At 33.8% G+C, this 14,708-nt stretch carries 12 protein-coding genes; 7 read left to right on the top strand and 5 right to left on the bottom strand.

What is annotated here, in order from left to right; genetic code table 11:
* Window positions 1-260: 260 nt before the first annotated feature.
* Window positions 261-1,133 carry an alpha/beta hydrolase gene (locus MK119_RS09340; RefSeq protein ID WP_290677439.1) on the bottom strand — a complete coding sequence of 291 codons (873 nt, stop codon included), beginning with the start codon at window positions 1,131-1,133 and terminating at the stop codon, window positions 261-263.
* Between the two features lie 158 nt (window positions 1,134-1,291).
* Between MK119_RS09340 and MK119_RS09335 the strand changes: the two genes are divergently transcribed.
* From MK119_RS09335 to MK119_RS09305, 7 genes are all read left to right on the top strand, one after another.
* Window positions 1,292-2,113, top strand: a complete 822-nt coding sequence (locus tag MK119_RS09335) for a M48 family metallopeptidase (protein ID WP_290677435.1) — start codon at window positions 1,292-1,294, stop codon at window positions 2,111-2,113.
* A gap of 867 nt (window positions 2,114-2,980) precedes the next feature.
* Complete coding sequence (locus tag MK119_RS09330) at window positions 2,981-7,894, top strand: LamG-like jellyroll fold domain-containing protein (protein WP_290677432.1); 4,914 nt, start codon at window positions 2,981-2,983, stop codon at window positions 7,892-7,894.
* Window positions 7,895-8,089: 195 nt separating this feature from the next.
* Window positions 8,090-9,421 carry an MFS transporter gene (locus MK119_RS09325; RefSeq protein ID WP_290677429.1) on the top strand — a complete coding sequence of 444 codons (1,332 nt, stop codon included), beginning with the start codon at window positions 8,090-8,092 and terminating at the stop codon, window positions 9,419-9,421.
* A 36-nt stretch (window positions 9,422-9,457) separates the two neighbouring features.
* The gene (locus MK119_RS09320) at window positions 9,458-9,793 is read left to right on the top strand and encodes a hypothetical protein (RefSeq protein WP_290677426.1); all 336 of its coding nucleotides are present in this window, start codon (window positions 9,458-9,460) and stop codon (window positions 9,791-9,793) included.
* Window positions 9,794-9,822: 29 nt separating this feature from the next.
* Window positions 9,823-10,161 carry a hypothetical protein gene (locus MK119_RS09315; protein ID WP_290677423.1) on the top strand — a complete coding sequence of 113 codons (339 nt, stop codon included), beginning with the start codon at window positions 9,823-9,825 and terminating at the stop codon, window positions 10,159-10,161.
* Window positions 10,151-10,861 (top strand): hypothetical protein, encoded by a 711-nt coding sequence (locus MK119_RS09310; RefSeq protein ID WP_290677420.1) that lies wholly within the window; start codon window positions 10,151-10,153, stop codon window positions 10,859-10,861. The genes MK119_RS09315 and MK119_RS09310 overlap by 11 nt, the downstream gene beginning before the upstream one ends.
* A 79-nt stretch (window positions 10,862-10,940) precedes the next feature.
* Complete coding sequence (locus MK119_RS09305; RefSeq protein ID WP_290677417.1) at window positions 10,941-11,540, top strand: hypothetical protein; 600 nt, start codon at window positions 10,941-10,943, stop codon at window positions 11,538-11,540.
* 84 nt (window positions 11,541-11,624) lie between these two features.
* Here MK119_RS09305 and MK119_RS09300 read toward each other — a convergent pair whose 3' ends face one another.
* Genes MK119_RS09300 through MK119_RS09285 form a run of 4 tightly spaced genes read right to left on the bottom strand, consistent with a single transcriptional unit; the run spans window position 11,625 to window position 14,641 of the window.
* Entirely contained in the window at window positions 11,625-12,353 is a 729-nt protein-coding gene (locus MK119_RS09300; protein ID WP_290677415.1) for a head GIN domain-containing protein, read from the bottom strand.
* Window positions 12,354-12,398: 45 nt separating this feature from the next.
* Complete coding sequence (locus tag MK119_RS09295) at window positions 12,399-13,490, bottom strand: hypothetical protein (protein WP_290677412.1); 1,092 nt, start codon at window positions 13,488-13,490, stop codon at window positions 12,399-12,401.
* Window positions 13,471-14,040: a hypothetical protein gene (locus MK119_RS09290; RefSeq protein WP_290677409.1), complete on the bottom strand. Its 570-nt coding sequence runs from the start codon at window positions 14,038-14,040 to the stop codon at window positions 13,471-13,473. The genes MK119_RS09295 and MK119_RS09290 overlap by 20 nt, the downstream gene beginning before the upstream one ends.
* A gap of 46 nt (window positions 14,041-14,086) precedes the next feature.
* Window positions 14,087-14,641, bottom strand: a complete 555-nt coding sequence (locus MK119_RS09285) for an RNA polymerase sigma factor (protein WP_290677406.1) — start codon at window positions 14,639-14,641, stop codon at window positions 14,087-14,089.
* Between the last annotated feature and the right edge of the window lie 67 nt (window positions 14,642-14,708).

Genomic DNA, 14,708 nt, shown 5'->3' with positions numbered 1-14,708 from the left:
AAATCAAAGTTGTTCTCGATATAACGAATCTGAGATTCGTCACTCAAACTGATACTTGGAAAGCATTTAACTGTCATTCAGTACTCGATGCGAAATCCCTCAAATTAAATATACACTATTGAAAACCAATAAAAATCTAATGGCAAAAGCGAATCCATAAATCTAAGCGTAAAGCAAGTCTAACATATCAAGAGGCGAAGCCTATATTAACTATCTAAGAACATTAGTGATACTAAAGCGATAGCGTGTATAAAATCTAATCAATCTTCCAACAAAAACGCTTCAATCTTTTTAATTACTTCCTGATTTCCAAGAATTCTACGATGTCCTAAGCCTTTTGTTATGTGAATCTTGCCATCAGGAAGCGCTTTATGTATAGAATGCGCACAACTTACATGTACATCTGCATCGTTCTCATCATGTACAATTAAGGTAGGTACAGTCACTTTTTTTGCAGAATAACTCGCGGAAATTTCATTAATATCAGTCCCAAACAAACCGTCTAAAATGGCTTTCATTTTGGTAGCAACAATCGGTTTGAGTGTCAATGCTTTGATAAAATTGGCAATAATGTCAGAAATAATATCAGCTGCACCAATGGTTACGAGCTTTTTTACGCACATTCCATCTCTAATAGCATTCAATAAAGACATGCCGCCCAAACTATGTCCAATAGCAAACTCAAACGGACCATATTGTTTGTCAAGTTCTTGAATTGTAGCGATAAACTCCAACAAAGAAGATTGATTTCCTTTGAGTTTTCCATGAGAAGGAGCATCAAAACTAATGGTTTGATACCCTAGTTTTACAAAATGATCTGCAATTTTTACCAGTTGTGTACCGCGACCACTCCAACCATGCGCCAATAAAATCTTTTTGTCACTTTTTCCGTACGAATACACTAACACTTCTTTATTAATTTCAGGAACTGGTATCATCGTTTGTGTAGATTCCTTATCCATATGAAATTCACGCTTTGGCATTTTATACTTTACAGGCGTAACAAATAAGCGTTTGGCATATTTTGCGGCAAGTGTTGTAGAAATAAATTGTAAAAAACAACCTGTATATAAAATAGGTTTTGGAATCTGAACAGGAGGTTCTGGGTTAAAATTGGATGCAGTTTGACTCATTTTTTGGTAATCTATCTAAGATTCTTCAAAATTGGGGTAAATTATCGAGCTTCGGAAATACAATCTATAATTTTGTGTTAATAATTTAATAATCGCTAATTTTGTATGAAGTCTTATAGAGTTAAAACACTTCAATAAAGACTCAAAAATAGTAAAACATGAAGAAAATAATCGCATTATCAGTTTTCATATTCATACTATCCTGTGCGACAAATCCATTCACAGGAAAAAAAACCATGGCGTTGGTTTCAAATACACAATTATTTTCAACAGCATTTGCACAGTATGATCAATTCTTAAACGAAAACAAAGTTGTTAATGGAACTTCTCAATCAGCAATGATTAAGCGAGTAGGAGAGCGAATTGCTGTAGCAGCAGAACGGTGGTTAGATGCTAACGGAAATCAAGGATATTTAAAAGATTATCAGTGGGAATATAATTTGGTAGACGATTCAGCTGTTAACGCATGGTGTATGCCTGGTGGAAAAATTGTATTCTATACAGGAATTTTACCAGTAGCAGAAAATGAAACAGCGATTGCAGCCATTATGGGACATGAGGTAGCGCATGCATTGGCAAATCATGGACAACAACGTATGAGTGCTGCATATTTACAACAAGGATTGGCAGTTGCTGGAAATATTGCTATTGAAGATGACAAATCGCGTCAAGCGTTTAATCAATATTATGGCGTTGGATCTAACGTTGCGTTTATGTTACCATTTAGTAGAAAACACGAAAACGAAGCTGATAAAATTGGAATTTATTTAATGGCAATTGCAGGATACAATCCAGATGAAGCGGCAGAACTATGGAAACGTATGGGCGCTAAAAGTGGCGGACAAGCACCATCAGAGTTTTTAAGTACCCACCCATCACACGAAACACGAATCAAAAACTTACAAGTAGAAGCATCTCTAGCTAAAGCAGAGGCTCGAAAATTTGGGGTTAGTCAATACCGTCCCTTAGGGGAATTTTAAATTGATTTCAATCTAAAATATCAATTTAATTTTAAATTCTTTCTCAACGGTTAATATTGTCAAAATTAACTAGGATCTATCTATAAAAACACATTTTGGTAAAATATGTTTTACCATGATACTCATAAATTTTATGTTATGAAATGATTTATTTTGATTCATTTCAAAATAAAAAAGCAATATTTGATGTTCTTGTCAATAAGAGGGTAATATGCAAATTTAGAGCTGTTTAGGGTTTATTGTGTTAATGAGAAATTAGACAAATACTTCATTAATTTTTTTAAAATCAGTTCTTCAAACAGTTTGCGTGATAAAAGGTCATCAACCTGTAACACAAAAAAGTTAGCTCTAAATTAAAAAGTATTCGCAAAAACTTGATAGTTTCTTGGTTGATTATCTTAAAAATTTATTATTGAATAGGAACAAATTTACTTCATGTTAATTGACTAGTAGTTGATATTTTTTAGAATGAATACATAGCTGTTAAAAAGAGATTTGAATGATCCATTAAATTTGTATTCTTTCATAATGCCAATGTAGTCTCGTGCTTTGATGAATTGTTTTTTATTAGGATTCAAAATACTAAGTTAATCGAAAGCAATGGTTTACTCATCTCAAGTTTCTCTATTTTCAAAGACTTGAGGGGTTTGTTTTTTATCCAATTAATAATTTAGATTCATCTAAAATACTAGGGTGGTCAATTTTGTAAACCGTGCTTTGATACTCTTTAACAAATTGGTTGAATTTTCAATAAACGTGTAGTTGTTGTAAATCGAAAAATATTATTTTCTTTCTAGTCTAAATTACACACACTACAGGAATTACTGTTAAGTTCAGGAAAATATCAAGCGCAAAAAAAAAATCAATATGAAAAATCGCAATCTACGTTTGATAAAAAAGTTACTTATTCTTTTTTCTTTTATGAACATTTCTGTAATATTCGCTCAGTTAGATTCCATTCATTACTTCCCTCCGTTAAAACAATCTTCCAGCAATAGTGCTTTACAGCAGCAAGAATTTTATTTTTCAACACCTGAAAATACACCATTCAGTATACTTGTATACAGAGGGAACAATACAGCGCCAATTACAACGATTACAGGTTTAGCTAATAATTCCTCTAAAACCTATGACCCTGGCGATGGTGATAACAATATTACGTTAGTGTCAAATAGTAATACAGGAGTAGTTTTGTCTAATAGTGGATTGCGTTTTGAATCATCTGGTGGCGAAAAATTTTATGTTAATTTTAGAGGACGTTCTTCCGCTCAAGCAGGATCTTTAACTTGTAAAGGTCAGGCTGCACTGGGAACTGATTTTCGCTGGGGAGGTATTCCAAATAAAGCTACGATAAGTGGACGTTTAAATTCAGTCTTAGGTATCATGGCTACAGAGGATAATACACAAGTTACTATCTCGGGATATAATCCGAATTGTGAATTTCGTTTGGCAGGAGATCCCGATGGAATAACAAGTGATGTTATTTCTATTACTCTCCATGCAGGACAAAGTTATGTATTGGAAGCAATACCATCTGAAAGTGCTTCTAATGATGATGGTTGGTTAGGCGCCACAGTAAGTTCAGATAAGCCAATTGCTATTAGTTCAGGAGGTTTAAATTTTGGAATTACCTCGGGAGCTTCAAGAGATACAGGAATTGATCAGCCTGTTCCTACAAATTTATTGGGTAAAGAATATGTTTTTATCCGAGGGAGAGGAGGAAATGAAAGTGAATTTCCTGTAATTGTCGCTTATCAAAATAACACTGAAGTATATGTAGGAGGAAACTACTTTACAACAATCAATAATGGCGAATATATAGAAATTCCAGGAAGTAATTATTCATCTTCCAATCCCGGAGCAAATATGTTTGTGTCCACTTCTAAAGAAGTTTATGCATATCAATGTTTAGCTGGACAATCAGCAACCAAAACAGTTGGGATGAACTTTATAGCTCCTCTCAATTGTTTATTGCCAAGTAGCTTGGATGAAATTCCAAAAATAAATGAAATCGCAGGCGCTTTTAGTGGAGAATCAGCTATTACGATTATTGCATCTACTTCAACTCCTGATGCAAATATATCATTGACTGATGGATCGGGTACGGTAAGTTTACCAGTAGCGAGCCCTGTTTCTGGAACTTCAGATTGGAAAACATTTTATGTTACTAACTTAACAGGTGAAGTAGAAGTGAACTCAACAGGACCCATTGCTGTCGGGACTTTTATGCGCTATGGTAGTCATGCAGGATTGGCTGGGTATTTCTCAGGATTTGATACAGCTCCAGTAGTTGATGTAACGATCGGAGGAGCAGGCTGTTTTCCTAACGCAACTATTGCTGAATCAACTGGTACTTTTGATGCGTATCAATGGTACCATGATGGAGTAGCTATCCCAGGCGCAAACTCAAATACCATCATTCCAACGACTATAGGCGATTATTATGTTGATGTTACCAAAGGGACTTGTACTTATTCATCTAATACCATAAGTTTATTTTTCTGTGTTGATGAGGTTTTTGTGGAAATTGTTGATGCCGTAGATCCTATCATTGAGGGCGACTCAGAAATTTTTTCAATTCAAGTAACAAATTTGGGTATTCATACAATAACAAACTTGACCATAGCGACTAATATATCTTCAACATTTGAAGTGATTGGAGTTTCACATACTGCAGGTTCATGGACAGCACCGAATTGGGTAGTGGGGTCTTTAACCTCTGGAGAAACACAAACTTTAACCTTGTCAACTAACAGTATTGTGGGAATAGAAGGCGGAACTTTTACTAGTACAGTGTTTAATACACAAGATCAAATAGACGCTAATTTAGTATTAGACAAACTAAGCGAAGATACACGTGTATATGATGGCGAAATAGGAATTGAGCATACAGGAGTATTTACCGATGATGGGGATGGTATTGCAGAAACAGGAGAAGAGATTACCTTTGCATACACTCTTTATAACAATGGGGAAATCCCTTTGTCCAATATTTCTATATCTGATCCATTTTTTGGAGGTGTCATTTCTGGAACTTACACTGGAGATACAAACAATAATGGTATTTTAGAAGTCTCAGAAACTTGGGTGCTTGTTTTGCAATATCCCATTACGAACAGTGATCTAATTCAAGGAGAAACCCATACTGCTGCAACAGTAACTGGGGTGCAATCCAATGGATTTAACCAAGTAGATGATTCTGATGATCCAAACGATTTCACCAATGTAGATGATAATGGTGATGGAGAACCAGACGATGATACTATTGTGCCCTTGAGTAGATCTGTTAGCATTGATTTTGATGGAGTAGATGATCATGTACAAGTAAATTCTTTGGGAAGTTCTTCTGATGGTTTTACCTATATGGCTTGGGTGAAATTAGACCCTAATACTGCTGGTCTTAATGTAATTATGGGAGAGTCTAATCATTTTTTGTATGTAAATCCTGATAAAACAATAACCTCGGTAATTTCAACTAATAATGGTTCTATTTCCGCTACAACTAGTGAAGCGATACCAACTAATACTTGGGTGCATTTGACTTCTGTGTACGATCAAAACCATTTAAAAGTTTTTATTAACGGAGAGGCAGCCGGTAGTGTGGAAACTATTGGAAGCTCCCTACTTTCGAGTACCTCTGATTTCATTATCGGAAAGAGTCCAATAGCTAATTCAGATTTTATTAAAGCAGATATTCAAGAGGTTAGAGTGTATGCGAAACCTCTCTCCGATACACAGATTAAAGAGCAAGTTTATCAAGCTATATATCTTAATGGAGGAAAAGTATACGGAGCTATTACCAATACAGAAATTGATGGATTGTCTCCTGATGATTTGAAGTTATATCTAAAACTAACATCTGCTGCCAATGGAACTACAAATGATACTTCACAACATTCTAATAATGGTTTTTTATTTAATATGACCACAGTACAGGAAACTACTGCTCCTATACCTTACATTGCTGAAAATTCTGGCGAATGGACTGACCTCAGTACATGGAAATACGGAGATGTATGGGATATTACCAATCTACCTCACAAAGATTGGGCAATTGTGTCATTGACAAATTATGCAACCGTATCAACGGTAGCAAGTCATTCTCACTTGGGATTACTATTAGATGCAGGAACAAGTTTAGTTGTAAAAAGTGATCAGATGATACAAAATTCTTTGTATTTGAAATTAGATGGAAAAATTGATTTACAAGGAGAATCTCAACTTTTACAAGAAGAAAACTCTGTTTTAGATGTTAGTAGTGCTGGATATATTGAAAGAGATCAACAAGGGCATACTAATATTTATTATTACAATTATTGGTGCTCTCCAGTAGGAAGTATTAATACTCATACAAATAATAAATCATACTCAATTGCTGAGGTATTGCATGATGGTACAAACCCTTCTAATATATTAGATATTAATTTTACCGATGGATATGATGGAGCTCCAAGTTCTCCGATTACACTCTCCAATTACTGGTTATTTGCTTTTAGAGATCAGACGAGTGCTTATCAAAACTGGGAACATCTAGGCTCTACTGGAATTCTTGAGGTTGGAGAGGGCTATACCCAAAAAGGGTCAGGTAGTTCAGCCAACAATCAAAACTATACATTTGTTGGTAAGCCTAATAACGGGACCATTACTCATAGTATAAATTCCTCTAACATTTATTTGATAGGAAATCCTTATCCTAGTGCATTAGATGCAAATCTATTTATTCAAGATAATTTAGAGACCTTAGATACTTCTGGCAATGTTATTACTCCCGGAGCCATAACAGGTGCTTTATATTTTTGGGAACATTGGGGAGGTGAAAGTCACACATTAGATCAATACCAAGGTGGGTATTCAACATATAATTTGACAGGAGCAACCATAGCTATTTCTCCTCCTAATGTGTCTGGTATAGGTAATGGAACCATACTCCCAAAACGCTACATACCTGTCGGACAAGGATTTTTTGTGCAAGGTGATAGCGATGGAGGTTTTATTGAGTTTTCTAATACACAGCGCGCTTTTCAGAGAGAATCAGATGGGGAGTCGGTATTTAAATCGTTAACCACTGAAAATGTAGAAAATGAAAATGATAATATTTCACGAATGTATTTTAAATTTAAAACACCTGAGGGAGCAGAGAGACAGTTATTGTTGGGAGTGAAACCTGGATTGGAAGATGGGATCAATTACGGTTACGATGCTCCCATATTTCAGTGGAATTTTACTGATTGTGCCTTTGATATATTGGGAGTTCCAATGGTGATTCAAGGTATAGGTCAAATTGATTCCAACCAAATGTTACCCTTAAAAATTAAAGTGGGTGCCACTGGAGAGATGGTATTCAGTGCCGAAGATCTTTCAGGTTTACCTTCAAACTTACAGGTGTTCTTTTATGACAGCCAAACCAATACTTACAATTTATTGGATCAAAATTCAATAGCAATTTTGACATTGCCAGCGGGAACTTACGAACATAGATTTTATCTTGTTTTCCAAGAAAATTCAACCTTAGATATTCCCTCGATAGAGGTTGAAGTAAATAGCTTGACGACATTTTATAATTCCAAAATTAATTCCTTGGTTTTTCAAAATATGACTTTGTTTTCTATAGAAGATATCAAAGTTTATAATACCATCGGACAACAAATTTGGCAAGACCAAAAATCATACTATTCTGATTACCGTATTGAACTTCCATTTACAGCAAACGAAGGATATTATTTCGTGAAATTTACATTAGATAAAACGCATAAAATCACTAAAAAAATTAAAATTCACTAATGTTAAAGGATGTGACTTTATAATTTTATCTTTTTTAATATGATTGAAACCTCTAACACCTTTACCTAAATAATTGAAAACATTTCGTTAATGTAACTTCAGGCTTACAAGAAAAGATCCTGTGAATGCATTAAAAATAAATCTGTATTTTAGTTGTCGTCCAAAATTGAACAACTTTTTTATGATATTAGCGAAATGAAAAAAACTAACCAACTACAAAAAGGAGACAAAAGACTAATTAATGCTTGGGCATTTTACGATTGGGCAAACTCAGTATATTCACTCGTAATAAGCACAGCAGTGTTTCCAATATATTATGCAACGGTAACAGGACAATTTGCTCAATATGCTATTAATAAAAAAATTATTTTTTTAGGAACGCAATGGGATCCTACAACCTTATACGATTATACAATTGCATTTTTTATGGCAATAGTAGCCATTACATCACCAATACTTTCTGGAATTGCAGATTACACAGGAAGTAAACTTAAATTTTTAAAATTCTTCTGTCTTTTAGGTTCTTTATCCATTATGGGATTATTTTTCTTTAAGGATGAGTCTTCGCTTTGGATAGGGATTTTATTAACCATTACTTCTGGAATCGGTTTTTGGGGAAGTATTGTCTTTTACAATGCCTATTTACCTGAAGTTGCGCATCCAGAACAGCAAGATGCAGCAAGTGCTAAAGGTTTTATTTACGGTTATATTGGCTCTATTTTATTGCTGGTTTTATGTTTAGTACTGATCATGAAACCTGATTTGTTTGGTTTGAAAGAAGGTACATTACCTACGCAAATATCTTTTATTGCAGTCGGAGTTTGGTGGTTAGGTTTCGCTCAAATCACTTATAGAAGATTGCCTGAAAATGTGCATGAAAGAAAACCTCAAAAAGGTTATTTAACAAGTGGTTTCAAAGAATTAGGAAAAGTTTGGAAGGAGTTAACGGATTATCCACAATTACGTACCTATTTAATTTCTTTCTTCTTTTATAGCGTAGGTGTACAAACCATTATTTACATGGCGGGAATCTTTGGAAGTACTGAATTAGGATTGCCAACAACCAACTTAATAGGTGCTATATTATTGGTGCAAGTTGTTGCCATTTTTGGCGCATATATCTTTTCAAACATATCCAAAAAATACGGAAACTTAACTGCATTAAAAAGCACAATCGTCATTTGGGGAGCCGTTTGTTTTGTTGCATTTATGTTAGATAAAGATCAAGAAAAAATTCAATTATACTTTTATATATTAGGCGGATTAATAGGTTTAGTGCTTGGTGCCATTCAATCCTTATCGCGTTCAACCTATTCCAAACTATTGCCAGAAACAGAAGATACCGCAACGTATTTTAGCTTTTTTGATGTTACGGAAAAAGTAGCGATTGTATTGGGAATGGTTGTTTTTGGAGCTTTAAAATCGATTACAGGATCTATGCAATGGTCCGTAATGTTCTTGGCTATATTTTTCCTGATTTCTTTTATCGTATTGAGTTTTGTGAAGAAAACGAAATATGTACAATAAACATATCTGCATAACTTTAGTAAACCTATGAATGTTATGAAAACTAAAAAACATATTTCAATTCTCATACTCATTATTGTTTTTGCAATGCTAAGTTCCTGTGGAAAGAAAACGGACTGGAATTTATACGATGTTAACGGAAAAGTAAAAAAGTTTGTAGAAATGCATTACGAACCCGAAACAAAATTTGGAGAATGGAACAAAGGAGAACCAATAGAATTTGGAAATTACAGTGTTGCTTTTGATGCTGATGGAAATTTTGAAGTAGAAGATTTTATTGGGAAAAATGGAAAAATGAAAGAACGTTCAATCCCCAAAAAAGAGTATGGAGAAATAAAAGAAATATCCTCTTATGATCAAAAGGGAAATTAGAAAGAATTACAAATTTCAAACACCTCTCTGTGACTAAAGTTGAATTTACTACTTATAATCCCAAAGGAGAAGAAGTTGGAGCGGGGAAAACATTTTTGAAAAACGGTAAGTTAGTAAGAAGAGATCACAAAACATTTACCAATGGAAAAGTAACGTATGAGTTTAGAGTAAAATTTCAATACGATGAAAATGGACAAGTACATACTATTCAAGAGACAAATGAAGATGGTGAAGTTAAAAAATATACTTACAAATATCTTGAATTTGATGATCAAAATAATTGGATAAAAAGATTAGATTATGTTGATGATATCAGTGAGACACCACAAAAATTAGTCACAAGAACATATACCTATTATGAAAAATAAAAAGTATATACTATTTCCAATAATAAGTATTGTTCTTACTATGTTGAATTCCTGTGTGGAGCAAACAGAGTGGACTAAATACGGATTGAACGGAAAAGTAAAAACGCTTGTTGAGAATCAATATGAGCCAGTTGAAAAATCTGGTAAATGGCAACAAGGAGCACCCACACGATTTGGAAATTACAGTCTCATTTTTTCAGAGAAAGGTGATCATGAACGAACAAATTTTTTTGATGAGAACAATAAGATACGCTATTATTTAATTTCCAAAATAGAAAATGGAAAAATGGTAGAAGAGTCAAGGTATGATGCAGAAGGAAAATTTCAAGGAATTAATAAATACACCCATACTTCAGATACAAAAATTGAGTTTACCTCTTATGAACCTTATGAGGGCGAATTAATAGAAGTATCTAAAGGGACGGCTTATCTAAAAGATGGTAAACCTGTAGGTAGTGATCTTAAAACGCTGTATAATGGGGAAGTAAATTATGAAGTTCAAAAGAAATTTTTATATGACGAAAATGGATTTCTCGTTGGGATAAAGAAGAGCTTTCCTGTGGGAGATGATGAAATTGAAAAATTTGAGTATACAGAATTTGATGATCAAAATAATTGGACCAAAAGACTTTATTATGAAGATGAAGACAGTAAGACACCACATAAAATAATCATCCGAAGTTACGAATATTATAAATGATTCATATGCAATCAAAAGATTAGTAGTTGCTTACGATATAAATTTTATTAAATTTGGCACAAATTAAAACCGTTATCAAATGAAAAAAACATCCCTTTTACTGTTAATTTTTATTTCCCTAACTGCATTTACCTGTGAAAATGAAGCTTTAGATGATGGAGTAGAAGAAACTGCAAATACAAACAATACAAACAATCCAGGAACCCTTTTAGGAACATGGAGAGCCGTATCTTTAGAAGCAGACATACAAACCACGACTACTATTTTGGGAATTCCTATATCTACCACAGGAACTATTACGGGTGTTGATTTAGATTATACTGTTACGTTTACTGAAAATACCTATGTAGCAACTGGTGATTACAGCATTGAAAGTTCTTTTAGCATTGCTGGTGAAGCACCAACGACAACAACACAATCGCTTACTGACCAAACAAATTCAGGAAATTATGAGGATGTCGGAAATAATACAATTGTTACAAACGATCCTTTCTTTACGATTACAACTCCTGGTGTAGATACAAGTGCAATAACAGGTGAGCCACAGCAATTAACGTATCAGTTGAGCGCAGATGGACAAACGCTTACCTTTGTGCAAGATCAACAAGAAATACAAACACAAGATGGAATTGAATATTCAGTTGACGTTTCCTCTGTTTCAGTTTTTTCCAGAGAATAAAGCATATACAAAATACTCATAAAGCAAAAATCCACTCAGTAATGAGTGGATTTTTTAATGTCCAAATTTTGATTGTTGAATCTTCTAGTTCATAGAAATACTTCCTGAACCTGCTACTTTAGTATCTTGTTTTACTGGTTTTCCTTTACATGTGATATCTCCAGAACCAGCTACACGAGCTTTTAAATAATCGGTAGCGTGTAATCGGATATCTCCAGAACCTGCCAAGCTAACTTTAGCACTCTTAGCTTGTAATTTAGATGCGTGAATGTCTCCAGAACCAGACAATGCCATTTCTGCATTATCAGCAGTTCCTCTTGCTGTCATGTCTCCAGAACCAGAAACCGCCATTTTTAGCTTTCCTGTGTTTACATCAACGATAACATCTCCAGAACCAGACAATGCCATTTTAAAAGTATCTGCTTTGATCGTATCTTTTGTATATACATCTCCTGAGCCAGATAATGAAACTCCACTAATATCTCTAAAAGGAACTGTAATAATTAATTGCTTTCCTCTACTTACGCGTAAATTAGCTCCTTTTTTGGCTTTAATTTTTAACACATCTCCTTTTACTTCTGTTTCAATATATTCCAATAAATTAGATTCTCCTTTTAAAGTAATAGTTCCTTCAGTTCCAGCTACCAATTCTACATCAAAGAAACCTGCTACGCTTACGGCATCGTAGTCTGATGTAGTTCTAGTAATGGTGGTCACATTACCATTTCCTTTAATTTTCTTTTTTCCCCACTGTGCGTGTGAAACTGTTGTAGCTAGTAATAATGTAATGATGAATACTGTCGCTTTTTTCATGATGATTGATTTTTTAAATTAATGTTTGTTTTATGATTTGATGAATTATTGTTTTATAAATCGAATACTTCCGTATTCAGAATTAATGATAATACTGTTGTCGCTTGAACCATTTCCGTGATAGCCTTCGTAATAGCTTTCACCCGATTCAATGATTTTTTTGTTTAATACGAGACTATTCTCCCCTTTAAAGCTTGCATTTTCTAGGTCAAACTCAAAGTTGAAATAATAGTTAGGATCGTATCCTATTTTGATGCCAGCAAATTCAGATTCAATATTAATATCACCAGCTTTATCAGTCATTTCTGAAATTTTGATAGAACCGTAATCTGCTTCTAAGTCTATATTTCCAGAAATTGTTCCCAAACGCAATGACAAATAATCTCCAGTTCCTCGTACGTTGTTTGCTTGTTCTATTTGAAGTGTTCTATGCTCACAGTTGTATTCAATATTGTTTACAGTACCAAAAAGTGATCTAGTATTATCGGCGTTCAACGTAATATTTACTGCTTTATTTACATTAAATGAAGAATAATCAGCATTAATTCGTCCACCTTTCATATAAGCAATACTGACATTATTTGAATAATCGAAATTTAGTGAATTATCTTCTGATAACAGTTCTCCAATTTCCATTCCGCCATAATCTGAGTTTAAAGAAGTTCTATTTTCAGCTTTATCAATAAAGATCTTACCATAATCATTTGAAATATCTAACACATTTCCTTTTGGAAACTTAATCGTATAATTTACTGTAACATTTACACTGTTGCGTTTATTCCATTTCCACCAAGCCTTTGAACCATTATTAAATTTCGTTTTGGCATTTACCATATTGCTTGTGTTTGTAAAATCAACGTCAATTTGACTTAAACGTTCTGCTACTTTCTTTTCAGAATTTCCATTCGTCTTAATGACAACTTCAATAGCAACCGTATTTTTGTCCCAAGCAGTCATGTATACAGCTCCATAACTATTGGTAATTTTTAACACAGCATCTGAATTCACTGAAAACTCCTTAGTAATTGTTTTCTCTTTAGTATGCTTTCCAAGGTGTTTCCCAAATCCATTATTCGCAAATACGAGAACAGGCAAAACAAGGGCGAGAAAGGTTAATTTATATGATAGTTTGTTCATTTTTGAATAATTTTATTTCATCGATTTGTATCAAAACACTTTCTAATAATTCTATACGAAGTTGAAAGTTTGTGACCATTGCATGTAATATACGTTTGTCGTCTCCACGCTCAATGAGTTGTTTTTTTAGGCTTTCATAATCTTTTTCAAGTCGTTCCAATTGCTTCATCGTATTTTGGATGATTTGCTTGGTGTCTTCATCTTCAGCAGCTTTCAATTTTTCAACTTCTTTCTCAATAATAGAAGCAAAATACAGTTGAGATTTTTCAATTTCTGGTGAAAATGTAACTTCTGGAGTATCTATTTCACCAGTTCTAAAATTAGAACCGATAAAAATTCCCAAGCTCAATAAAATTACACAGGCTGCTGCAATTTGCTTCCACCAAGTAAACAATGTTTTTGGTTTACTGGTGTCTGCTGTTTCTTGATTTTGCTGCTGCTGTTGTAGCTTTCTCAAAAAACGATGTTCGTGTCCCAATTCAGGTGTTTCGATATCGAAATCATCCTTCAATCGGTCAAACAGGTTTGTAATGTTGTCGTTATCTTTCACACGTTTAAATTTTTTATTATGAGATAATAATTTATTAATGCTCGTTTCATACGTATACTTCCAATTTTCGTCTTAGACTTTCCTTTGCACGCGAAATCGTAGTTCTGCAATTTGCATAGCTGATATTTAGAATCGAGGAAATTTCTTCATAATCGTACCCTTCAATTAAATGTAAGGTCAAAGAAATTCTGTAATTGTCCTTCAGTGTTTTTAAAGTTTGCAATACTTTTTGAGCCTGTAAGCTTGTAAACTCTTCATCCGAAGCAACTCCATCATTATCTTCGACCTTATGTAACAATGTATCGATAGGAACTTCTTCTTTTTGTTGTTGCTTTTTGTACAGATAAATACTTTTATTCACTACTATTTTTTTTAACCATGCGCCAAAAGAAACTTGTTCGCTAAAAGTGTCCAATTTCATAAAAGCATTCAAAAATGCTTCTTGCATGGCGTCTTCTGCTTCTGCGCTGTTTTTTAAAATTCGAAATGCAGTATTGTACATCGCTTTATAATAGCGATTGTAAATCTCCATTTGCGCAGATTGATTTCCTTCTTTGCACAACGTAATGAGTTGTTCAGTATGTAACTTTTGGTGGCTCAAAAAGTTTAGTTTATTGTAAAGATTACTGAAAAATGAGTTTGTTACAGTTTTATCTAAAATTATTTAA

The sequence above is a fragment of the Kordia sp. genome (genome assembly GCF_022447245.1).
In the GTDB taxonomy this organism is placed as follows: domain Bacteria; phylum Bacteroidota; class Bacteroidia; order Flavobacteriales; family Flavobacteriaceae; genus Kordia.
This window is presented reverse-complemented; position numbering and strand designations above follow the sequence as displayed.

Coding starts and splice junctions, on each gene's coding strand:
- MK119_RS09335 (WP_290677435.1), top strand. CDS start 1,292: ATGAAGAAAATAATCGCATTATCAGTTTTCATATTCATACTATCCTGT.
- MK119_RS09295 (WP_290677412.1), bottom strand. CDS start 13,490: ATGAACAAACTATCATATAAATTAACCTTTCTCGCCCTTGTTTTGCCT.
- MK119_RS09320 (WP_290677426.1), top strand. CDS start 9,458: ATGAAAACTAAAAAACATATTTCAATTCTCATACTCATTATTGTTTTT.
- MK119_RS09325 (WP_290677429.1), top strand. CDS start 8,090: ATGAAAAAAACTAACCAACTACAAAAAGGAGACAAAAGACTAATTAAT.
- MK119_RS09340 (WP_290677439.1), bottom strand. CDS start 1,133: ATGAGTCAAACTGCATCCAATTTTAACCCAGAACCTCCTGTTCAGATT.
- MK119_RS09310 (WP_290677420.1), top strand. CDS start 10,151: ATGAAAAATAAAAAGTATATACTATTTCCAATAATAAGTATTGTTCTT.
- MK119_RS09300 (WP_290677415.1), bottom strand. CDS start 12,353: ATGAAAAAAGCGACAGTATTCATCATTACATTATTACTAGCTACAACA.
- MK119_RS09330 (WP_290677432.1), top strand. CDS start 2,981: ATGAAAAATCGCAATCTACGTTTGATAAAAAAGTTACTTATTCTTTTT.
- MK119_RS09305 (WP_290677417.1), top strand. CDS start 10,941: ATGAAAAAAACATCCCTTTTACTGTTAATTTTTATTTCCCTAACTGCA.